The sequence below is a fragment of the Mesorhizobium sp. CU3 genome, from assembly GCF_006442965.1.
Taxonomy (GTDB): domain Bacteria; phylum Pseudomonadota; class Alphaproteobacteria; order Rhizobiales; family Rhizobiaceae; genus Mesorhizobium.
On record NZ_VFWX01000009.1, the window covers coordinates 226637 to 247418 of the forward strand.

Below are 20782 nucleotides of genomic sequence, written 5' to 3' on the forward strand. Positions count from 1 at the left end.
GGCTTTGGATTTGAGGACGACATGGCGATCAGCGAAACACTCGCGCCCGGCGCGGTAGCCAAGAACGGCCGCGACGTCTTCTTCGCGCTCGGCATCGTCGTCATCCTGGCGGTGCTGTTCCTGCCGATCCCGGCTTTCCTCATCGATATCGGGCTGGCCTTCTCGATCGCACTCTCGGTGCTGATCCTGATGGTGGCGCTGTGGATCCAGCGGCCGCTGGATTTTTCGTCCTTCCCGACCGTGCTGCTGATCGCCACGATGCTCAGGCTATCGCTCAACATCGCCACAACGCGCATGATCCTGTCGCACGGCAATGAAGGCACGCATGCCGCCGGCTATGTCATTTCGGGCTTCTCCAAGCTGGTGATGTCGAGCGACTTCGTCATCGGCCTCATCGTCTTCATGATCCTGATCGTGGTGAACTTCATCGTCATCACCAAGGGCGCCACCCGTATCGCCGAAGTCGGCGCCCGCTTCACCCTCGACGCCATCCCCGGCAAGCAGATGTCGATCGATGCCGACCTTTCCGCCGGCATGATCGATGAGAAGACCGCGCAGCTGCGCCGCCGCGAGCTGGAAGAGGAATCCTCCTTCTTCGGCTCGATGGACGGCGCCTCGAAATTCGTGCGCGGCGACGCCATCGCCGGCCTCATCATCACCGCCATCAACATCGTCGGCGGCATCGCCATCGGCTACCTGCGCCACGGCATGGGCCTCGGCCAGGCGGCCGACGTCTTCATCAAGCTGTCGGTCGGCGACGGCCTCGTCACCCAGATTCCGGCCCTCATCGTCTCGCTCGCCGCCGGCATGCTCGTCTCCAAGGGCGGCACGCGCGGCTCGGCCAACCAGGCGATATTCGGACAGCTCGGCGCGCATCCGCGCGCGCTCTATGTCGCCGCCTCGCTGCTCGTCATCCTCGGCCTGATGCCCGGCCTGCCGCTCTTCCCCTTCTTCGCGCTGGCCGGCGGCATGGCCGGCCTCGGCTACATCATCCCGCTGCGCCAGAGCCGCGAACGCGCCGCCGCCGAAGCCGTGAAGACCAAGGAGAAGGCCAACAAGGTCGAGGAGGAGAAGAACTCGGTCAAGGCTTCGCTGGTCACCGCAGAGATCGAGCTTCTGATCGGCAAGCAGCTCTCGACCAGGCTTCTGGTCGCGCATCAGGAACTGGCCTTCCGCATGTCGAAGATGCGCAAGAAATTCGCCCAGCAATACGGCTTCGTCGTGCCCGAAATCCGCGTCGCCGACGACTTCGCCATCCCGCCGAAAAGCTACCAGATCAAGGTCCATGGCACGGTGGTGGCCGAATACCAGATGCGCGTCGGCGAGGTCATGGTGCTGCTCGGCACGCGCGGCGTGCCGGAGATCCCCGGCGAGGAGATCCGCGAGCCGGCCTTCGGCATGCGCGCCTATTCGGTGCTCGAAACCTTCACCGAGGATCTGAAGCGCGAGAACTTCACCTTCGCCGACAACATGTCGGTGCTTCTCACCCACCTCTCCGAGGTCATCCGCAACAACCTGCCGCAGCTTCTGTCCTACAAGGACATGAAGGCGCTGATCGAGCGGCTCGACCCGGAATACCGCAAGCTCGCCGACGAGATTTGCACATCGCACATCTCCTATCCCGGGCTGCAGGCGGTGCTGAAGCTCTTGCTTGCCGAGCGCGTCTCGATCCGCAACCTGCATCTCATCATCGAGGCCATCGCCGAGATCGCGCCGCATGTGCGCAGGACAGAGCAGATCGTCGAGCATGTCCGCATCCGCATGGCGCAGCAGATCTGCGGCGATCTTTCCGAAGGCGGCATGCTCAAGGTGCTGCGCCTCGGCAACCGCTGGGACCTCGCCTTCCACCAGAGCCTCAAGCGCGATGCCAAGGGCGAGGTGCGGGAGTTCGACATCGACCCGCGCCAACTCGAGGAGTTCGGTCAGGACGCCACCAAGGCGATCCGCAAGCATCTCGAGGCCGGCGAGCGCTTCGTGCTGGTCACCGCGCCCGACGCGCGCCCCTATGTGCGCATGATCATCGAGCGGCTGTTCACCACGCTGCCGGTGCTGAGTCATGTCGAGATCGCCAAGGGCGTCGAGATCAAGGTGCTCGGGACGATCTCGTGAACGCGCTCTCGCAGGGCGTCGTCATCGCCGCCCTCCTCGCCTTCTGCCGCATCGGCGCCTGCTTCATGCTGATGCCCGGCCTGTCGAGCGCCCGCGTGCCGCTGCAAGTCCGCCTGTTCGTCTCGCTCGCCGCGACCGGGGGCCTGCTCGCCTTTCTGTGGGACAAGATCTTTCCCTATGTCGACCCTCGCCCGCAGGTGCTGGCGCCGATGATCATTTCCGAGCTTCTGGTCGGTGGGCTGATCGGCGCCATGACCAGGCTCTATATGGAAGCGCTGCGCTTCATGGGTTCGGCGATGGCGATGCTGATTGGCTATGGCGGCTCGGGCGGCCCGGCGATCGAGGAGCCGGAGCCGCAGGCGGCCCTTGCCGCCATCATCTCGTTCTCGGCGCTGCTTTTGCTCTTCGTCTTCGACTTCGACCACGAGATCATCCGGGCGCTCGTCGCCTCCTACAATGTCGCGCCGGTCAACGTCTTCTTCAATCCGCAGGCCGCTCTCGTCGACCTCACCGACACGGTGTCGGACGCCTTCTTCCTGGTCATCCGGCTGGGCAGCCCCTTTGTCGCCTACGCCATCCTGGTCAATCTGACGATCGGCTTCGTCAACAAGCTGACGCCGCAGATCCCGATCTATTTCATCTCGCTGCCCTTCGTCATCGCCGGCGGCCTGATCATCTTCTATTTCGCCATCGGCACGCTGCTGTCGCTGTTCGTTGACGGTTTCGTCGACCTCACCTTGGCAAGATAGCCCATCATGACCGCGCGCAAGGATCGTCTTAAGAAGCTGGTCAACGTTCAGGAGCAGTTGAAAGCCCTGCATGAGACCCGCCATGCCGGCTTCCTAGCGGCCGCCACCAAGGCGGAAGCGGAAGCCAGGGATCTGATCGAACATTTCGACACCGAGAGCTCGATGGGTGGGCTCTTTCCGGAGATCTATCATCGCCGCATCACCGGCGCGCTGGAGCGCCGGAAACAGAACCTGGAAAGCGCAAGCCAGGAAGCGAAGCTGGTCGCCACCGCGACGGTGCGCACCAACATGATCGAGCGCGCCTACAGGGATGTCCGCCGCCGCGACGAACGCGAACGCTCCGACCGCGAGCGGCTGGACCTCATCACCCAGAAGCGCCAGCAGGATGATTAGCGGGCGGGATGCCCCAAAAGTGCCGGACGGCTCAGTCGTCAGCCGCCCGTTGCGGTCGTCTGGACAGGCTTGGCGGCGCCGATGCGCTCCCAGCGCTTGCCGTTTCCTTGCGCCTGCCGGGCGAAATAGCTGTAGGGCGTGCTGGACCAGTCACGAACGGAACTCGTCAGATTGTCGAGCACCAGGTCGCCCTGGCTGGTGCGGACCGTCAGCACCGTGTGCCCTTCGCCGTGATAGCTTGCCACGGTCAACAGCAGCGCCGCCGCCGGCCATCCGCGCTTCATCAGTTCAAGCTTCTTCAGGATCGCGATGTCCTCACAATCGCCGGAGCTTGTCGGCACACGCCAGTCGTCGTCCTTGCCAACGGTGGCGCGATCGCTGAGCTCCGTGATCCGCGCATTGACCGCGCGATTGACCTGATTCAACTGCGCGCTGCGCTCGGGCTTCAGTGTAACGACCTTCGTTGCGCCCGCCGTGCTGCACAGACCTGGCTGATGGCTGCAGAAGGCGTAGAAGGCGGGCGGCGCGAACGCTTTGCCCTTGGTTTCCATGGTCGTGCCGGCCTGGGCGGCAAATGGGCTGGCGAACGACAGCAGAAATGCGATCAGCGCGATGTCGCGTTTCACAACAAACGTCTCCGGTGCGTGGCTTTCGAGGATGCGGGGGGGCAAGTTAATGAGCGGTTTCTAAAATGCTCAATTTGGCCAACACCGTGGCGCCGTCGTTAACATATCAAGACTTCATAAAATAAGACTTGAAGCGATGCCGACGCGGCGAAAGACCGGCGACGCCAGGCTGTTGCAGCCGCGTGGCTTGCTTAATGCATGTCGCGCCGTTTTGCGGCAACGACATGCATGAAACAAACACCTAAAGCGCGTCGCCTGAATCCGTTTCAGCGCGACGCGCTTTAGACATTCGCCGCGCTTCGCGAGGCTTTCAACGCAAAATACCACGTTTGAACACGCTCTTCCCCTGTCGGTTACAACGCTCGCTAAAACGCGGCGTCTCTAAACCTGCCGCCATGTCGATCGCGGCGGACAACAGGCGGTACATTCCGCTCCACCGCGAGGCGACGGGCAATCCGGCTGCCGAGAGGCAGCCGATCCGAAAAGCGCGCGGCGACTCCCAAGACGATCGCGCGCTGGACCGGTGCTGCAAAGGCAGCGTTTGGCGGATTTTGCCTAAGTGCATGAAAAAGCGGCCTTATCAACGCGATGCGGGGCATGGCGTCGGGCCTGAAGTCAACCTTTGGAAATATGGAGAATTGAAATGAAGACGATTATTCTTGCCTCTATTGCGCTTCTGTCTGTCTCGGGCGCGGCTTTTGCCGGCAGCGACAATTTCGGCTCGGACTACGTCCCCGGTGCCGGCAGCTATCCGGGCACGGGTCACCACGCGATGCTCGACATGAGCACCACCAACAGCATCGGCAAGGCCGCGGGCGAAAACTCGACCGTCGACAAGCCGGCGCCGGGCTACGGCCAGGGCATCTGGGGCCGTTGATGGCTGGAGCAATTCCAGGAAAAGTGTGAAGCGCTTTTCTGTTCGGAATTGCTAAAGGCAAAAGCATAGAGCGGTCCGCCGTGTCCGTGAAACGGGGGACCGCTCTGGCCGGCCTATACGCTCGACACGCGACTTCCGGGCGGCGGATTCTCTTGCCGCCCGGAATCGAGAGAAATCCGCAAGCGGAATTTGTTCCGCGATATCGACCCGTGGACCGAACCGGCGAGGCACTGCGCACGCCATATGTCGGTCATGTCGAGCGGCTATCATGCGGGCATGCGCGGCGCGTTAAGACCACCGCAACCGGGCTGCGCCGGATAGCCAGCCGGGTCGCCGAGAGGCGTTCCTCCCACCGCAAGCCTGCCTCCCACCGCAAGCCTGCCACAAGCTTGCTGGTTCATTGTGCGGGCACCAAAACCGGCAAAGGGCGGACTTTCTTGGCTATTTCTCCTCCCAGCGACATCGTCATGGACGTTGCCCGCGCAGCGGAGCCGGCCGATGTCGACGCGGCCCGGGCCGCACTCGCCAGACGCGCGAACGGCGTCTCGGCGCCATTCTCGGTTGATCCATCCGCCACGGTCGATGCCGGTTCTGTGCTGTCGCGTGCGGCGGCCGACAAGGCGGAAGCCACCAATCCGGCAAAAAAATTCCAGCGCTTCGAGGCGATGGTCCTGACGACCTTCATCCAGAACATGATGCCCAAGGATACCGAAGGCGTTTACGGCCAGGGACTGGCCGGCGACATGTGGAAGTCGCAGTTGGCCGAGAAGGTAGCCGACGTCATGGCCGCCCATGGCGGCATCGGCATCGCGAAATCGATGCTTGCCGATCACTATCTCGACGGCAAGCGCAAGGTGCCGGTCGGGCCGGTCGGCGGCGGACCGCAGAAAACCGAGATCGACCAGCAGACGCGGCTCTCGACCTCGATGGTCGAACAGCTTGAACGCAAGGCCGCGCGAGCGATGACCGGCGACGACACAACCATAAAAACAGATATCAAGATCTAGGGACCTACATGGCCGACCAAAACGACCTTCCCAATCTGCTTGCACCGGCAACCGCGACGGAGGCGCCGGCCGCGTCCTTGCGGCCCGGCAATCTCGCCGCCATCATCGGCCGTATCGAAGAAGTGGTGGATGAGGAAACCGCCGGCATCCGCAGCGGGACCGGTTACGACCTCAAGTCCTCGAACGCGCGCAAAAGCCGTTATCTCTATGAGCTGAACCGGGCGCTCAAGGGCGCCAACGAGATCGAATTCCTTCAGCAGCACCGCGAAGGCCTGCTGCGGCTGCGTCAGAAGTTGGCGAAGAACGAGGCGGCGATCCTTGCCCATCTCAACGCCGTCAACGAGGTCGCAATGCTTTTGAAGAACGCTATCCAGCGCGCAGAGGCCGACGGCACCTATTCGGCGGGCGAATTCGGAATGGCCCGGGCCTGATTACGATGATTGAGGCGCAAGGACAGACCTGTTGATCAAGTTCATCGCCGCCGCGCTGTGGATCTGCGCCGTCACGCTCGGCGCGGTGTTCTATTCCTTCCAGGCGGCAGGCCAGCGCGGCGTCGGCGAACCGCCGAAGCCGATGCTGGGCGGTCTCGACTACGTCAAGTCCGACATGATCTCGGTGCCGCTGCTGCGCGACGGCAAGATCGACGGCTATTTCCTCACCAAGCTGGTCTACACGGTCGAGCCGGCCGAGATAAAGAAGCTGTCGATCCCGGCGCAGGCGCTGATGACCGACCAAGTCTATTCCTATCTCTACACCAACCCGCAGATCGACTTCACCAAGAAGGAATCGATCGATCTCGACGCCTTCCGCAATTCGATCCGCGACACCATCAACACCCGCGTCGGCGTCGACCTGGTGCATGACGTGCTGGTCGACCAGGTCAACTTCCTGTCCAAGGACGAGATCCGCGACAATGCGCTGCGCCGCCGCAAGGACTCCGGCGAAACCGCGGAAGCGATGACCAAGCCGTTCCAGTCGGCACCGGCGGCGCCGGCGCATTGACTGCCTGACCAAGGTCCGGCGCGATCCTCTGAACTTTTCCCGTAAAGCGATATGACGCAGCGGCACCGCGTTGACGTTAACGTCAACTAGAAGCTATATGCCCGGTGACCTGTGACCGCGCGCCTGCGCGGCATACCCTCGCCCAGCGGCTTCAAGAAGCCGGTTGGCGTCAACGCAACCAACGAGGAGAACCGCCATGGGCGTTCAGGAGATTGCCGACAAGATCAAGTCGCGCGTGGCAAGCGCGGGCTTCGAGCATTCCGTCAAGTTCGACACCGGCAGCGACGGCGTCATCGTCATCGACGGCGCGACCGTCTCGACCACCGACGCGCCGACCGACTGCACCGTCAAGCTTTCGCTCGACGACCTCGATTCGCTGATCGCCGGCGACCTCAACCCCACCATGGCCTTCATGGCCGGAAAGCTGAAGGTCGAGGGCGACATGACCGTCGCCATGGCGCTAAGCCAGTTGCTCGGCTGATCATTCGCAAGACACGACGCCGCCCGTCGGGCGGCGTTGTTTTTTGTCGAACCCAGAGCAATTCCAGGAAAAGTGCATGGCGGTTTTCCGTCCGGAATTGCGTGAAAACAGAGACTTCAGGCGACAAAGCCCAGCGCCGGCGCCTTGATCTTGCGGCCGGCGGCCTTGATCGTGCCCTTGGCGCCGTCCAGCGCGCCATTCTTCAGCTCCAGCGCCAGCAGCCGGTGCCGTTCGTAAGGACCAGGCATGGCAAGCGAACCGGTGCGATCGGCCGAGAAGCCGAACCGCCCGTAGTAGGGCGCATCGCCGACGAGCACGATCGCACCATGGCCGAGCCGCGCCGCTTCGGCGATCGCATGCCGCATCAGCGCCGAGCCGATGCCGCCGCTCTTCATTCCCGGTTCGACCGCGAGCGGGCCGAGCAGCAGCGCCGCGGGGCCGTCTTCACCCAGCCGCACATCCCACAGCCGCACGGTGCCGACGACCGCGCCTGTTAGATCGCGCGCGATAAAGGCCAGGCCTTCCGAAGGCCGGCGGCCGCGCCGCAGCTTCTCGGACGACTTCTTCCGGCGGTTCGGCCCCATGGCGCGGTCAAGCAGGATTTCGCGCGCAATGATGTCATCCGCGATTTCGGCAACGATCGTCGCCGCCCGTACGGCCCCCTCGTCCGGCGCGCCGCGCGAGCCAGCCTGTGCCCGGAGGGCAAGGGAGGGCGCCAGCGCCGCAATCGGGCTCTTCTCCCCCACGGAGAAAAGCTCAGCCGCCGGTCCGGACGAGGGGGTAATTTCGGTGGCCGTGACGGCCGATTTGATCAGGTATTCCATGTCCGCGATCCTTCACGAGCGGAGATCTGTTCCACAAGCGAGCCGAGGCGGGCGATCCTGATCGCCCGCGCCGGATGATCTGGCCAGCTCTGACGAGCCGGTCAGATCACGTAGGATCGGAGAGGCTCGAAGCCGTTGAACGCGACCGCCGAGTAGGTGGTCGTGTAGGCGCCGGTGCCTTCGATCAGCACCTCGTCGCCGATGGTCAGCGACAAAGGCAGCGGATAAGGCGTCTTCTCGTACATCACGTCGGCCGAATCGCAGGTCGGGCCGGCGAGCACGCAAGGCGCGGTCTCCGAGCCGTCATGGCGGGTGACCAGCGGGTAGCGGATCGCCTCGTCCATCGTCTCGGCGAGACCGCCGAACTTGCCGATGTCGAGGAACACCCAGCGCACATTGTCGTTGTCGGCCTTCTTCGAGATCAGCACGACTTCCGACTTGATGACGCCGGCATTGCCGACCATGCCGCGGCCCGGCTCGATGATCGTCTCGGGCAGCGCGTTGCCGAAATGCTTGCGCAGCGCCGAGAAGATCGCCTGGCCATAGGCCTGGGCCACCGGCACGTCCTTCAGGTAACGGGTCGGGAAACCGCCGCCCATATTGACCATCTTCAAGACGATGCCTTCGTCGGCGAGCGTCGCGAATACCTTCTTGGCATCGCCCAGCGCACGGTCCCAGGCGGTGAGATCGGTCTGCTGCGAGCCGACATGGAACGACACGCCATAGGCGTCGAGGCCAAGACCCCGGGCATGGCGCAGCACGTTGACGGCCATCGCCGGCACGCAGCCGAACTTGCGCGACAGCGGCCATTCGGCGCCTTCGCCATCGGTCAGCACGCGGCAGAACACGCGCGATCCGGGAGCGGCGCGGGCGATCTTCTCGACCTCTTCGACGCAGTCGACCGCGAACAGCCGGATGCCGAGCTGGTAGGCGCGTGCGATGTCACGCTCCTTCTTGATGGTGTTGCCGAAGGAAATGCGGTCCGCGGGCGCGCCCGCGTCCATCGCCATCTCGACTTCGGCAACCGATGCAGTGTCGAAGGACGAGCCCATCGCAGCAAGCAGGCGCAGGATCTCCGGCGCCGGGTTTGCTTTCACCGCATAGTAGATCTTGGAATCGGGCAACGCCTTCTCGAAGGCGCGAAAATTGTCGCGCACCACATCGAGGTCGACGACGAGGCAAGGGCCGTTCGGGCGTCGGGTGGCGAGGAAATCAAGGATGCGCTGGGTGGCCATCGTGGTCTCTCCATCACGCCTTTCGGCGCGCACAAGGGTGCGGACGCGGGCGGTCGGCCTCGCGAACACGCGGTCAAACAAAGGCGGGACGTCAAATCATGGAACCAGCCGGTGGAGACCCCGGAACCATGAATCGCCGTCTCGCGGCGGTGAACTTTAGCCTTGCCCGGCCTCGGTTCGCTTTGTCTGCCTTGGCTTGGATGGGAGACCCGTCCGCACTGCCGGCAATGAAGGTGTGCCTCTTTAGTAACCCCGGTCTTTGGACAACCGGAAGAGAACCAGAAAGGCCCGCACCGTCGTTGCTTCAAGGTGTCCTCGATCTTGTGGTTGGCCACTGACCGACTGGAGTGGTTGGCTCCAGTTACCTTACCGATTGCCCTCACCATTCGAGGATCGGCGGACACCCACAGGCACGTGCGACTTTGGGCAAGCGCGATATAGGAGCGAAGGGTTTCACAATCAATAAAAATCGTAAGCGCCGGTTGTAAAATTTCCGGCATCGAACAATCTACGCATGACCGTATTCGGATATCGAACGATGCCAGCCACCCAAGGCCCTCTTAACGCCTTCCTCGATCTGCGCCAAATGCCTGTGGCCAATGCACAATTGGGGCCGCTGGCTGGCATGCGCCTTGCCGTCAAGGACATCTACGACGTCGCCGGCTATCGCACCGGCTGCGGCAACCCGCAAAAATTCGACGAAGCGCATGCCGCCTCGCGCACGGCGGAATCAGTACAGATGATTCTCGACGCCGGCGCGCGCTTCGTCGGCAAGACACAGACCGACGAATTGGCCTTCTCGCTGTTCGGCCAGAACGCGCACTTCCCCTATCCGGTCAATCCCGCCGCGCCCGAGCGTGTCACCGGCGGCTCCTCCTCCGGCTCGGCGTCGGCGGTTGCCGGCGGGCTGGCCGACATTGCCACCGGCTCCGACACCGGCGGTTCGATCCGGGCGCCGGCAAGTTTCTGCGGGCTGATCGGCTTGCGCACCACCCACGGTCGCGTCTCGCTCGAGGGCGCGATGAAGCTGGCGCCGAGCTTCGACACGTTCGGCTGGTTCGCCGACGACATCGAGACCTATGAGGCGGTCGGCAAGCTTTTGCTCGGTCGCGACCAGCACCAGCACCCGCTCAACCGGCCGCTGTCGATCCGCTGGCTGGATGCCTTCGTCATGGGCCCCGCCGAGGCCGATCAATATGGTCGGATGAAAGCATTGGCGGCCGGCGTCGTCGGGCAGCCGGCCGAGACCGAATATGCCTTCGCCTCTTTCCCCGACGACCTTTATTGGTGCTTCCGCCGCCTTCAGGCCTTCGAAGCCTGGCGCGAGCACGGCGCCTGGATCTCGTCGGGCGGCCGCCTCAGTCCAAGCGTCGACGAACGCTTCGGCTTCGGCCGCACCATCGATGCCAAGACCGTCGCCGCCGAGGCGGCGCGGCGGTTGGCGTTCCGGGCCGAGCTCGGCGCTCTTCTGGGCAACAACGGCTTTCTGGTCCTGCCCACCGTTCCGGGCGCGGCGCCGCTGGCCGCAAGCACGCCGGAACAGTTCCAGGCCTATCGCGAACGGGCGCTGCATCTTTTGTGCCTGGCCGGCTTGTCCGGCTTTCCGCAAATCACCCTGCCGATCGGCTCCGTCGACGGCGCTCCCTTCGGCCTGTCGCTGCTTGGGCCTTCCGGCAGCGACGTTGCCCTGGTACGGCTCGGCCGCAAGATTCTCGACGCGCCACGAAAGGTCTGATCATGGATACACTGACCCGCATGCGCGCCTTCATCGACGTGGTCGAGGCCGAAGGCTTTTCGGCCGCCGCGCGCAAGATCGGCCGTTCCAAGGCGCTGCTGTCGAAATATGTGCGTGAGTTGGAGGACGAGCTCGGCGCGCTGCTGCTCAACCGCACGACGCGCCAGTTCTCGATGACGGAGGCCGGCCACACCTATTATCAGCGCGCGTCCGAGATCGTGCGAGAGGTCGACAGCCTGGCCGACGCCGTGCGCGAATCCTCGGGCGACGTGCGCGGCCGGATCAAGCTTTCGGCGGCGCGCACCTTTGCCGACGCGCCGATCGGCCAGTCGCTGATCGACTTCGCCAGGCAGCATCCGGACATCGTGCTCGACATCCATCTCGACGACCGCTTCGTCGATCTTGTCGAGGAAGGTTTCGATCTCGCCGTGCGCATTTCGCGGCTCGAGAACTCGTCGTTGATCGCTAGGCGCCTTGGACCGTTTTCGATCAAGCTGTGCGCGTCGCCGGAACTGATCGCCAAGCACGGCATGCCGACCCGCCCGCAGGATCTGGCAAACATGCCTTGCCTCGTCGACACCAATGGCCGCTCCTTGGCCAATTGGCGGTTCAAGGGCGAGGGTGAGGAATCGATCAGTGTCACGGTGTCAGGCCCGATCGAGGTCAACAGTCCGATCGTGGCACGGGCCGCCGCACTCTCCGGCCTCGGCTTCGCCATGCTGCCCGATTTCATCGCCGCCCCCGACATTGCTTCGGGCAAGCTGGTCACCGCGCTCGACGACCGCATCCTGTCGGGCACCGGCATCTTCGCCGTCTACCCGCATCGCCGCTATCTTCCGGCCAAGGTGCGCGTCTTCGTCGACTTCCTGGTGCAATGGTTCAGGACGCGGGAGGCTAGTTGACGGACGGCGTCCCAATTTCGCCCCCTTTCTGATAACTCTCGGGCTCGATCCCGAAGGAATCGCGGCCAGGAATGAATCTGAAACGGCAAGCAACCATGCTGGCTTCGGCCCTTGCGGCCATTCTTGCCACGGTCGAGAAGGCCGAGGTGCATCCGCATGTCTTCGCCGAAGCCCGCCTCGACGTCATCCTCAGCGCGGATCACCAAAGTGTGACGGCGCTGCGCCACCTTTGGCGCTTCGACGATCTGTTTTCGAGTACAGTGATGATGGAGTTCGACAAGAACTCCGATCTGAAACTTGACGACAAAGAGCTCAAGGAAGTGGCCGACACCGTCCATTCCTCGCTGGCCGAGTTCAACTACTTCCAGCTCGTCACTCAGGACGGCAAGGACGTGGCGATGATCCCCCCGCCGCATCTGATGGCGAATTTCGACAACGACCAGCTGATCATCCTGTTCGAATCGCAGCCGAAGACGCCGATCAAGCTCACCGGCAAGATCGACATCGGTGTCTACGACCCGACCTTCTACACCGCGATCGACTTCACCGACGATGCCAACCTGACCGTCGAGGGCCTGCCTTCGAACTGCACCAGGAAGGTGATCCGGCCGGATCCGGACGAGGCGATCAAGGAAAACCAGAAGACCCTGACGGACGCGTTCTTCAACGATCCGACAGGCACCGACTACAGCAAGATCTTCGCCACCAAGCTCGAACTGAACTGCTCGCCGGAGGGATGATCTGGTGATGAAACCGTCCATTCGTATGGCGCTCGGCCTGTTAGCCGCTATCGTGGCGATCACGCATCTGACCGCCGCCGCGCATGCCCAGAGCTCGCTCGGAATCGGCGTCAACGACGGCATGGCGCCCACCACCACCGGTCCGTTCGCCCACATCCTGATGTGGATCAATCTGCGGCAGCAGGAATTCTACCATTCGCTGGCGGCGGCGATGAAGGCGATGCGCGAGGACGGCAGCAAGCTCTGGCTGCTGATTGCGCTCTCCTTCGCCTACGGCATCTTCCATGCTGCCGGGCCCGGCCACGGCAAGGCGGTGATTTCCTCTTACATGGTCGCCAACGAAGTCGCACTGCGGCGCGGCATCTTGCTGTCCTTCGTCTCGGCGCTGCTACAGGGCCTGACGGCGGTCGTCGTCATGATGCTTGCCTATTTCGTGCTGCGCGGCACCGCCATCTCGATGACCGATGCAGCCTGGTTCCTCGAAATCTCGAGCTATGTGCTGGTGACTTTGTTCGGCGCCTGGCTGTTGTGGCGCAAACTCCGTCCGTCGATCCTGCGCCTGTTCGGCAGGGCGCCGGCCTACAGCCTGTCGGCCGCCCACGCCGGCCATTCGCATGGCGGGCACTCTCACGCCGGGCACTCACACGCACATGCGCATTCCCATGCTCATGCGCATGCCGACCATTCCCACGCGCATGCGCATGCCGCGCATACCCACACGACACGTGCCTTGCAAGTGCATGACGATCATGATCACGACCATCATGACCATGCGCACGCGCACAGCCACGCTCATGGCGCGCACGACCATCACGATCACGACCATGGCGGTCACGCTCATCACGATCATGGGCCGGGTGAAGTCTGCGAGACCTGCGGCCATTCGCACGCGCCGGACCCGGCGATGCTGTCGGGTGATCGCTTCGACTGGCGCACCGCCTGGTCGGCGGTCGCCGCCGTCGGCATCCGCCCCTGCTCCGGCGCGCTGATCGTGCTGAGCTTCGCGTTGCTCAACGGCCTGTGGGTCGGCGGCCTGTTGTCGGTGCTTGCCATGTCGATCGGCACCGCCATCACCGTCTCGGCGCTGGCGACGATCGCGGTGCTTGCCAAGGACCTGGCGGTCTATTTCGCCGGCGACGGACGCATAGGCAACCGCATCCATTCGATCGTCGAGATCGGCGGCGCCGCCTTCATCTTCCTGGTCGGCCTGCTGCTGTTGTCGGCCAGCCTGTCCGGCGGCGTCACCTGACTATCAATTCACCTTACCGTTCAGTTCGTCCTCGATATGCGCGCGGATGATTTCGTCGAAGCTGCTTTCAGCTTTGAAGCCTAGCTCCCTCGCCCGACTGGCTTCGAAACGCGTTGGCCAGCCCTTGACGATCGCCCAGATGGTTTCGTCGGGCTGCTCGCGGATGCGCTTTACCACCTCGGCGCCGGCGATGCGCTCCAGCGCCTCGATCTGTTCGCCGACGGTGACGGCGACGCCCGGCATTGTCAGGTTGCGGCGCGGCCCGACCCTGTCGCCGTCGATCTCCGCCGCATGGATGAGGAAGCCGACCGCCGAGCGCGGGCTGGCATGGGTGTGCAGCACCGAGCGCGGCACCGGCAGGATCGCCTCCTGGCCGGCGAGCGGCTCGCGGATGATGCCGGAAAAGAAGCTCGAAGCCGCCTTGTTCGGCTTGCCGGGGCGCACGCAGATGGTGGGCAGCCGAATGCCGATGCCGTCGAAAAAGCCGCGCCTGGTATAGTCGGCGAGCAGCGCCTCGCTCATCTGCTTCTGCGTGCCGTAGGATGTCAGCGGCGTGGGGTGGAATTCGTCCGGGATGACATCGGGGAACGGCGCGCCGAACACCGCGATCGACGAGGTGAAGACCAGGCGCGGGTGAAACGCCGCCAGCCGCACGGCGTCGAACAACGCGCGCGTGCCGTCGAGATTGACCCGGTAACCAAGATCGAAATTGGCCTCCGCCTCGCCCGACACGATGCCCGCCAGATGGAAGATCACATCCGGGCGCGAGGCGACGAGCTTTGCCGCCGCGCCGGCTTCGGCGAGGTCGCCGGTGTGGATCGAAGCATCGAGGCCTGCCGGCGTCTCAGGCGGGACGATGTCATGCAGGTCGAGCGAGCTTATCTTGCGCCCGCGCAATGATCCGTCCTTCGCCAGCCGCGCAATCAGCTTGCGGCCGACCATGCCGGCCGCGCCCGTGATCAGAATTCTCATGCTCTACAGACCTTTCTTGCGCTGGCTGCGTCCGCGCAGCCACAGGACGACGAACAACCCCAGCACGAAAACCAGGGCAACAAAGGCCGCGAGGACCGTCGATACCTTGCCCACCGCCAGCATGATGGCCGGCAGGAAATAGGCGGCGAGGCCGAACACGAGCAATATGATGGCGGCGGCAATCGCCGCGTTGCGTGTGTCGCGATCCATCAGCGGGTATTCCTGAGCTTTAGGCTATCGGGCTTCATCACGAGGCGATCAGTGATAATGCCGGCGATCGCGCGGCGCGTCATGCGCATGGTCGTGATCATGGTGATCGTCGTGCTCGTCATGGCTGTCGGCGCACTGGCCGAATTCGGGCTCGACCGTCGCATGCTCGATGCCGTGCTTGACCGCAAGCCGCTTCTTGATCGCGCTCACCGCGAGATGCGGATCGACACCGTCGTTCAGGCAGGCATGCAGCGTTGCCATGTTGGACGTGCCGTCGAGCGACCAGACATGCATGTGGTGCACCTCGCGCACGCCCTTGACCGCGCCTTCGATATCCTTGGCGATAAGGTCGCGGTCGAGGCATGCCGGCACGCCTTCGAGCAGCACATGAGCGGCCTCGCGCATCAGCGACCAGGCCGTGGAGAGAATGAGCAGCGAGACCAGCACCGACAGGATCGGGTCGATCGGCGTCCAGCCGGTGGCGAGGATGATGACCGCCGCCACGATCGCCGCAGCCGAGCCGAGCAGGTCGCCCAGCACATGCAGGATGGCACCGCGCATGTTCAAGCTCTCGCGGTCGCCGCCATGCAGCACGAAGAACGAGCCGATGTTGACCAGAAGGCCGGCGATCGCCACCACCAGCATCGGCCCGCCCAGCACCGGCGAAGGGTGCATCAGCCGCCCCCAGGCTTCGTAGACGATCCACAGCGCGATGACGAAGATGGCGATGCCGTTGGTGTAGGCGACCAGCGTCTTCACCCGCGCAAAGCCGTAGGTGAGCCGGCCGGTGGCCGGGCGTCCGGCAAGATGGAATGCATACCAGGCAAGGCCGAGCGCGATGGAGTCGGCCAGCATATGACCGGCATCGGCGACCAGCGCCAGCGATCCGGTGAGCCAGCCGCCCAGCGCTTCGGCGACCATGAAGCCAGCGGTAAGGCAGGTCGCGATCAGCACGCGCTTCTTGTCGGTCGACCCATGCACGTGGCCGGGACCGTGGCTATGGCTATGAGCAGCCGAGCCATGATCATGGGAAGCGTGGTCATGCGCCATCGCCAAACTCCTGTTTACCGGCCACGATTTCCACTTTTCGGGATCATGGTCTATGCGCCGAACTCGGCGCGAAAATCCTCGAGCCGCCGTTTCTGGCCGCCCTCGCCATCGAAATTCGCCGGATCGAGCCAGGCCTCATAGGCCTGACGCAGGGCCGGCCATTCCTTGTCGATGATCGAATACCACGCCGTATCGCGGTTTTCACCCTTGACCACAAGATGCTGGCGGAAGATGCCCTCGAACTTGAAGCCGAAGCGCTCGGCCGCGCGTTTCGAGGGCTCGTTGCGATTGTTGCATTTCCATTCGTAGCGGCGGTAGCCGAGCTCGTCGAAGATATATTTCATGAACAGGAACTGCGCCTCGGTCGCCGCCGGTTTGCGCGAGATCAGCGGACCCCAGTAGATGTTGCCGATCTCGATGACGCCATAGGTCGGATCGATGCGCATCAGCGTCTGTCGCCCCGCGACCTTGCCGCTCGCCTTGTCGATGACGGCGAAGAACAGCGGATCTTCGCTGGCTTCGACCTTGTCCAGCCATGGCTGAAAGGCGGCGCGCGTCTCCGGCGGATAGTCGGGCAGCCAGGCAAAGCGACCGCCAACGTCCGGAACCGACGAGGCTTCGTAGAGGCCGTGACCATGCCTGGCCGCGCTCAGCGGCTCGAGGCGAACGTATCGACCTTCGATCGCCTTGCGTTCGGGACGCGGCCGCGGCTGCCAATTCTTCAGATCCTCGGACACCTGAAACTCCAATCCGTTTGACTTTTTCCGCCGGACGGTCACAAAAACGCACGCTCGCTGAAAGAACCACAGGGACGGGAAAAATGCTCCACACCATCGCGGCCTTCGACCGGCTCGGCGAGGAAAATGCCTTCGCGGTGCTCGCCAGGGCAACGGCACTTGCCCATCAGGGCCGCGACATCGTCAATCTCGGCATTGGCCAGCCCGACTTCAAGACGCCGCAGCACATCGTCGAGGCGGCGATCAAGGCGCTGCGCGACGGCCATCATGGCTACACGCCCGCCAATGGCTTGCTGGCCACCCGCGAGGCGGTCGCGCGCCGCACGCTGACCACCACCGGCGTCGAGGTCTCGCCCGAGAGCGTGATGATCCTGCCCGGCGGCAAGCCGACCATGTTCGCCGCGATCCTGATGTTCGGCGAGCCGGGCGCCGAGATCCTCTATCCTGATCCCGGTTTCCCGATCTACCGCTCGATGATCGAGTTCACCGGCGCCACGCCTGTTCCGGTGCCGATCCGCGAGGAGAACGGCTTTGCCTTCTCGGCCGACGAGACGCTGGCGCTGATCACGCCGAAGACCACGCTCTTGATCCTCAACTCTCCCGCCAATCCGACCGGCGGCGTCACACCCCGCGCCGAGATCGAGAAGCTGGTCAAGGGTCTGGAGAAGCATCCCGAGGTAGCCATCATGTCCGACGAGATCTACGACGTGATGACCTATGACGGCGAGACGCATTTTTCGTTGCTCAACTTCCCTCAGATCCGCGACCGGCTGATCGTGCTCAACGGCTGGTCGAAGACCTGGGCGATGACCGGATGGCGCATGGGCTGGTCGATCTGGCCGAACGGCGACAAGGGCACCCATCTCTACGACAAGGTGCGCAAGCTCGCGGTGAACTGCTGGTCCTGCGTCAACGCGCCAAGCCAGTTCGCCGGCATCGCGGCGATCGACGGCCCGCAGGACGATGTCGACAAGATGATGCGCGCCTTCGACAATCGCAGGAAGATCGTCGTCGAAGGGCTGAATGCGCTGCCCGGCATTTCCTGCATCACCCCGAAGGGCGCCTTCTATGCCTTCCCCAACGTCTCGAAGACCGGCTGGAAGGCGAAGAAGCTCGCCTCCGCCCTGCTTGAGGACGCCGGCGTGGCGCTGATCGGCGGCCCGGATTTCGGCGTGCTCGGCGAAGGCTATATCCGGCTTTCCTACGCCAATTCCGAGGAGAACATTCTACGAGCGCTGGAGCGGATCGAGGCGTTTTTGGTAAGATGAGTACCAAAATCTAGCCAGCATGCATTTCAGCAAATACTCGATGCAACGACGTCGAAACGAATCAGACATCATAGCCAGAATCGAATCTTACGCTGGAACACATCAAGGTTTGGATTAAAAATGATCATTCTGGTTGCCACGACAAGCTTCGTTTTATATGTTGAAACAAATACTCGCAATGTTACAGTGATAGAATATTTCAAACCAGAGTATTATGGAATATCATGGTTCCGAGGATCATCTTCAATAACTTTAAGTCACTCCGGAATTGACAATGGAACACTAAAAGACCTGGAAACATATGCAACTTCGGAGCAGGGGTGGGTTTCATTTGACAACAGGAAAACGGAAACGTTTCTATCTCAGCCTCATCAAATACTTTGCTGCTCGGACGGGCGCGTGGTCTGCACGAACACCGGTCGCAACCGTTTGGTCGCAATAGATTTGAGATTGCGAGGTCATTTCCAGGAAGCAGGCATCTCTGAACGCAGATGGGACCGGCTTAGCCTGCAAGGACCTTTTGGTGACCATCTGAATTCAGTATTCGAGCATGAGGGTAAACTTTACGCGATTGCCCATGGTCACAGTACAGGTTCATGTCTCGCGGTTTTCTCGTACCCTGAACTTGCCTTGCTTTCGATAACGCCAGTACCGGCACGAACCGGGCTGCACAATGTTTTTGTTACGGACTCCAACCAAATACTGAGTTGTCATTCCGAGGCAGGAGCGCTCATTGACATCAAGAATGGAGCGCTTCTGTGGGAGGCTGGCAGCCCTGTGTACACCCGAGGCATGGCAGCGACGGACGAGTTGATCGTCCTCGGCGAAAGTGTACGAACGGGCCGAGACTTACGCCGCGGTTCGATGAGCGGCCTATGGTTTATCGATCGGCGAACGCACCGGGCGATCGATTATATGGCGTTAGGGCCGTTCGGTGCGGTCAACGAGGTAAGAATTGCGGATGAGCCCGACCTGGCGCACCACGGCGTGCCATTGGTCAATCCGGAGAAGCTACTTCTCAGCGCGCCTCTCGATGACGTTCGAAAGCAGAAAATGTTGGTGGCAAACAACGTTCTCGCGGCCCGCCAGCTTTGGAGCGGCTTTGAGTTGGTCTTTGGCTCTCCGGAGACCACAAACAATGGCTGGAAATCCGCGGGCGGCACGCTGTGCCTAGCCGTTAAGGTAGCAGGCGATCGTAGTCCATGGGAGGTTGATTATGAAATCGACGTTGGCGGCCATCTATCATTCATATTCGATTATCAGGGCAAGGGCGGCGACAACAATATGGTTGCGTTCCTGCTACAGCCTGGCGTGGAACACGTCACGTTGACAATATGGGAGGAGGCTGGCAGCGGCTGGGCAGTTCGTAAGCCAGTTCGCACACATGCGTTGCCGTCGAAAGGCCGGCTTGCCGTGAGCCAAGTCGCCAGCGCAGTCACGCTCAAAATCGATGGTAGGAAAGTTTTTAGCGGCACAGTACCCTCGGCTGGTAGGGTAACCGGCGTATCCGGCATTCGTTGGACCAGCTCAACCGTTCGCCCGGTTCAGATTAGCGCAAGATAAGGCCGACGATGTCTTGTCGAATCAGCGGCGACTCGACCCTTGTGAAAAAGGTTCAACGCCCGTCCGACTTTTGCAGAGAGGCCTTTGCGATCGACTACAAATTTTCCTGGTCGATCATCTCGCCATAGCCGCAATAGGCACTCTCGAACTCGATTTCGAGTAGTCTCCTAATCTTGTTGCGATAGACTGGCAAATCTGAGCCTGGAAGGACGTCCACGATGTATGCAACGAAGAAGGTTTCGGCCGGACGTTCGCTTAGACGAAGGCTATCCCCGCCCGACAAACGGCATCTTGGTCGCCATCACCGTCATGAACAGCACGTTGGCGTCGAGCGGCAGGCTGGCCATGTGGACGACCGCGTCGGCGACACGCTGCACATCCATCACCGCTTCGGCGGCGATCGAGCCGTTGGCCTGCGGCACGCCGACTGTCATCGGCTGCGCCATATCGGTCAGCGCGTTGCCGATGTCGATCTGGCCGCAGGCGATGTCGAAGGGCCGGCCGTCGAGCGCCAGGGTCTTGGTGAGCCCGGTGATCGCGTGCTTAGTCGCCGTGTAGGGAACCGAGCCGGGCCGCGGCGCATAGGCCGACACCGAACCGTTGTTGATGATGCGCCCGCCCATCGGCTTTTGCCGGCGCATGGCGCCGAAGGCGGCGCGGGCGCACAGGAAGGATCCGGTGAGGTTGACGCCGACGACATCGTTCCATACCTCGACCGGGATCTCGTCGATCGGCGTCGATTTGTAGCCCATGCCGGCATTGTTGAAGAGCAGGTCGACGCGGCCGAAGGCCTCGACCACCGTCTCGAACATGTCGTCGACCTCGCTTGCCTTGCTGATGTCGCAGGCCACCGCCAGCGCCTTGGCTTCGGTCTTGCCCGCCTCGGCGATCGCTTCATCCAGCACCGACTTGCGGCGGCCGCAGAACACCGTGTTCCAGCCTGCCTTGAGCAGCGCCGTGCCGACACTCTTGCCGATGCCCGTGCCGGCGCCTGTAACGATGGCGGTCTTGTCTGTCATGGCGGTCATCGTCCTCTCCGGTGATGGCTGGAAG

Annotated in this window: 23 protein-coding genes; 15 read left to right on the forward strand and 8 right to left on the reverse strand. The window is 62.8% G+C overall.

What is annotated here, in order from left to right; genetic code table 11:
* Window positions 1-21 precede the first annotated feature (21 nt).
* From flhA to FJ988_RS16160, 3 genes are read left to right on the forward strand one after another with little or no spacing between them, the layout of a single operon-like run.
* The gene (gene flhA / locus FJ988_RS16150; RefSeq protein WP_140819329.1) at window positions 22-2109 is read left to right on the forward strand and encodes a flagellar biosynthesis protein FlhA; all 2088 of its coding nucleotides are present in this window, start codon (window positions 22-24) and stop codon (window positions 2107-2109) included.
* A complete protein-coding gene (fliR, locus tag FJ988_RS16155; RefSeq protein ID WP_140819330.1) occupies window positions 2106-2858 on the forward strand; it encodes a flagellar biosynthetic protein FliR in 753 nt (250 codons plus the stop codon). Before flhA ends, fliR begins: the two co-directional genes overlap by 4 nt.
* A 6-nt stretch (window positions 2859-2864) precedes the next feature.
* Window positions 2865-3251, forward strand: coding sequence for a hypothetical protein (locus tag FJ988_RS16160; protein ID WP_140819331.1), 387 nt, complete (start codon window positions 2865-2867; stop codon window positions 3249-3251).
* A gap of 38 nt (window positions 3252-3289) precedes the next feature.
* Here FJ988_RS16160 and FJ988_RS16165 read toward each other — a convergent pair whose 3' ends face one another.
* A complete protein-coding gene (locus FJ988_RS16165) occupies window positions 3290-3877 on the reverse strand; it encodes a transglutaminase-like cysteine peptidase (RefSeq protein ID WP_140819332.1) in 588 nt (195 codons plus the stop codon).
* A gap of 329 nt (window positions 3878-4206) precedes the next feature.
* Here FJ988_RS16165 and FJ988_RS16170 point away from each other — a divergent pair, with 329 nt between their 5' ends.
* The 6 genes from FJ988_RS16170 (at window position 4207) to FJ988_RS16195 (ending at window position 7244) form a co-directional block, all read left to right on the forward strand.
* On the forward strand, window positions 4207-4524 hold the full coding sequence (locus FJ988_RS16170; RefSeq protein WP_140819333.1) for a hypothetical protein: 318 nt from the start codon (window positions 4207-4209) through the stop codon (window positions 4522-4524).
* Entirely contained in the window at window positions 4521-4754 is a 234-nt protein-coding gene (locus tag FJ988_RS16175; RefSeq protein WP_140819334.1) for a DUF680 domain-containing protein, read from the forward strand. Before FJ988_RS16170 ends, FJ988_RS16175 begins: the two co-directional genes overlap by 4 nt.
* A gap of 467 nt (window positions 4755-5221) precedes the next feature.
* Entirely contained in the window at window positions 5222-5761 is a 540-nt protein-coding gene (locus FJ988_RS16180; protein ID WP_140819388.1) for a rod-binding protein, read from the forward strand.
* 8 nt (window positions 5762-5769) lie between these two features.
* On the forward strand, window positions 5770-6192 hold the full coding sequence (locus FJ988_RS16185) for a hypothetical protein (RefSeq protein WP_140819335.1): 423 nt from the start codon (window positions 5770-5772) through the stop codon (window positions 6190-6192).
* A 31-nt stretch (window positions 6193-6223) separates the two neighbouring features.
* Complete coding sequence (locus FJ988_RS16190; protein ID WP_140819336.1) at window positions 6224-6763, forward strand: hypothetical protein; 540 nt, start codon at window positions 6224-6226, stop codon at window positions 6761-6763.
* A gap of 196 nt (window positions 6764-6959) precedes the next feature.
* Window positions 6960-7244 carry an SCP2 sterol-binding domain-containing protein gene (locus FJ988_RS16195; RefSeq protein ID WP_140819337.1) on the forward strand — a complete coding sequence of 95 codons (285 nt, stop codon included), beginning with the start codon at window positions 6960-6962 and terminating at the stop codon, window positions 7242-7244.
* A 116-nt stretch (window positions 7245-7360) separates the two neighbouring features.
* On the opposite strand, the gene FJ988_RS16205 is transcribed toward FJ988_RS16195, so the two are convergent.
* Together FJ988_RS16205 and odc2 are read right to left on the reverse strand one after the other, a co-directional pair.
* A complete protein-coding gene (locus tag FJ988_RS16205) occupies window positions 7361-8068 on the reverse strand; it encodes an N-acetyltransferase (protein ID WP_348644321.1) in 708 nt (235 codons plus the stop codon).
* A gap of 101 nt (window positions 8069-8169) precedes the next feature.
* Window positions 8170-9303: an ornithine/lysine decarboxylase gene (gene odc2 / locus FJ988_RS16210; protein ID WP_140819339.1), complete on the reverse strand. Its 1134-nt coding sequence runs from the start codon at window positions 9301-9303 to the stop codon at window positions 8170-8172.
* 538 nt (window positions 9304-9841) lie between these two features.
* Between odc2 and FJ988_RS16215 the strand changes: the two genes are divergently transcribed.
* The 4 genes from FJ988_RS16215 to FJ988_RS16230 all read left to right on the forward strand — a co-directional run bounded on the left by FJ988_RS16215 (window position 9842) and on the right by FJ988_RS16230 (window position 13929).
* A complete protein-coding gene (locus FJ988_RS16215; protein WP_140819340.1) occupies window positions 9842-11038 on the forward strand; it encodes an amidase in 1197 nt (398 codons plus the stop codon).
* A 2-nt stretch (window positions 11039-11040) separates the two neighbouring features.
* Window positions 11041-11940, forward strand: coding sequence for a LysR family transcriptional regulator (locus tag FJ988_RS16220; RefSeq protein WP_140819341.1), 900 nt, complete (start codon window positions 11041-11043; stop codon window positions 11938-11940).
* Window positions 11941-12011: 71 nt separating this feature from the next.
* Entirely contained in the window at window positions 12012-12680 is a 669-nt protein-coding gene (locus FJ988_RS16225; protein WP_140819342.1) for a DUF1007 family protein, read from the forward strand.
* A gap of 7 nt (window positions 12681-12687) precedes the next feature.
* A complete protein-coding gene (locus FJ988_RS16230; RefSeq protein WP_140819343.1) occupies window positions 12688-13929 on the forward strand; it encodes a nickel/cobalt transporter in 1242 nt (413 codons plus the stop codon).
* A gap of 3 nt (window positions 13930-13932) precedes the next feature.
* On the opposite strand, the gene denD is transcribed toward FJ988_RS16230, so the two are convergent.
* Genes denD through FJ988_RS16250 form a run of 4 tightly spaced genes read right to left on the reverse strand, consistent with a single transcriptional unit; the run spans window position 13933 to window position 16898 of the window.
* Window positions 13933-14901 (reverse strand): D-erythronate dehydrogenase, encoded by a 969-nt coding sequence (denD, locus tag FJ988_RS16235; protein WP_140819344.1) that lies wholly within the window; start codon window positions 14899-14901, stop codon window positions 13933-13935.
* Window positions 14902-14904: 3 nt separating this feature from the next.
* Window positions 14905-15111: a hypothetical protein gene (locus FJ988_RS16240; RefSeq protein WP_140819345.1), complete on the reverse strand. Its 207-nt coding sequence runs from the start codon at window positions 15109-15111 to the stop codon at window positions 14905-14907.
* Between the two features lie 48 nt (window positions 15112-15159).
* On the reverse strand, window positions 15160-16161 hold the full coding sequence (locus FJ988_RS16245; RefSeq protein WP_140819346.1) for a cation diffusion facilitator family transporter: 1002 nt from the start codon (window positions 16159-16161) through the stop codon (window positions 15160-15162).
* A 50-nt stretch (window positions 16162-16211) separates the two neighbouring features.
* A complete protein-coding gene (locus tag FJ988_RS16250; protein ID WP_140819347.1) occupies window positions 16212-16898 on the reverse strand; it encodes a GNAT family N-acetyltransferase in 687 nt (228 codons plus the stop codon).
* Window positions 16899-16981: 83 nt separating this feature from the next.
* Between FJ988_RS16250 and FJ988_RS16255 the strand changes: the two genes are divergently transcribed.
* A complete protein-coding gene (locus tag FJ988_RS16255) occupies window positions 16982-18166 on the forward strand; it encodes a pyridoxal phosphate-dependent aminotransferase (protein ID WP_140819348.1) in 1185 nt (394 codons plus the stop codon).
* A gap of 120 nt (window positions 18167-18286) precedes the next feature.
* A complete protein-coding gene (locus FJ988_RS16260) occupies window positions 18287-19729 on the forward strand; it encodes a hypothetical protein (RefSeq protein WP_140819349.1) in 1443 nt (480 codons plus the stop codon).
* A gap of 266 nt (window positions 19730-19995) precedes the next feature.
* Here the strand turns inward: FJ988_RS16260 and FJ988_RS16265 are convergent, their stop codons facing one another.
* Window positions 19996-20748 carry an SDR family oxidoreductase gene (locus FJ988_RS16265; protein WP_140819390.1) on the reverse strand — a complete coding sequence of 251 codons (753 nt, stop codon included), beginning with the start codon at window positions 20746-20748 and terminating at the stop codon, window positions 19996-19998.
* Window positions 20749-20782 lie beyond the last annotated feature (34 nt).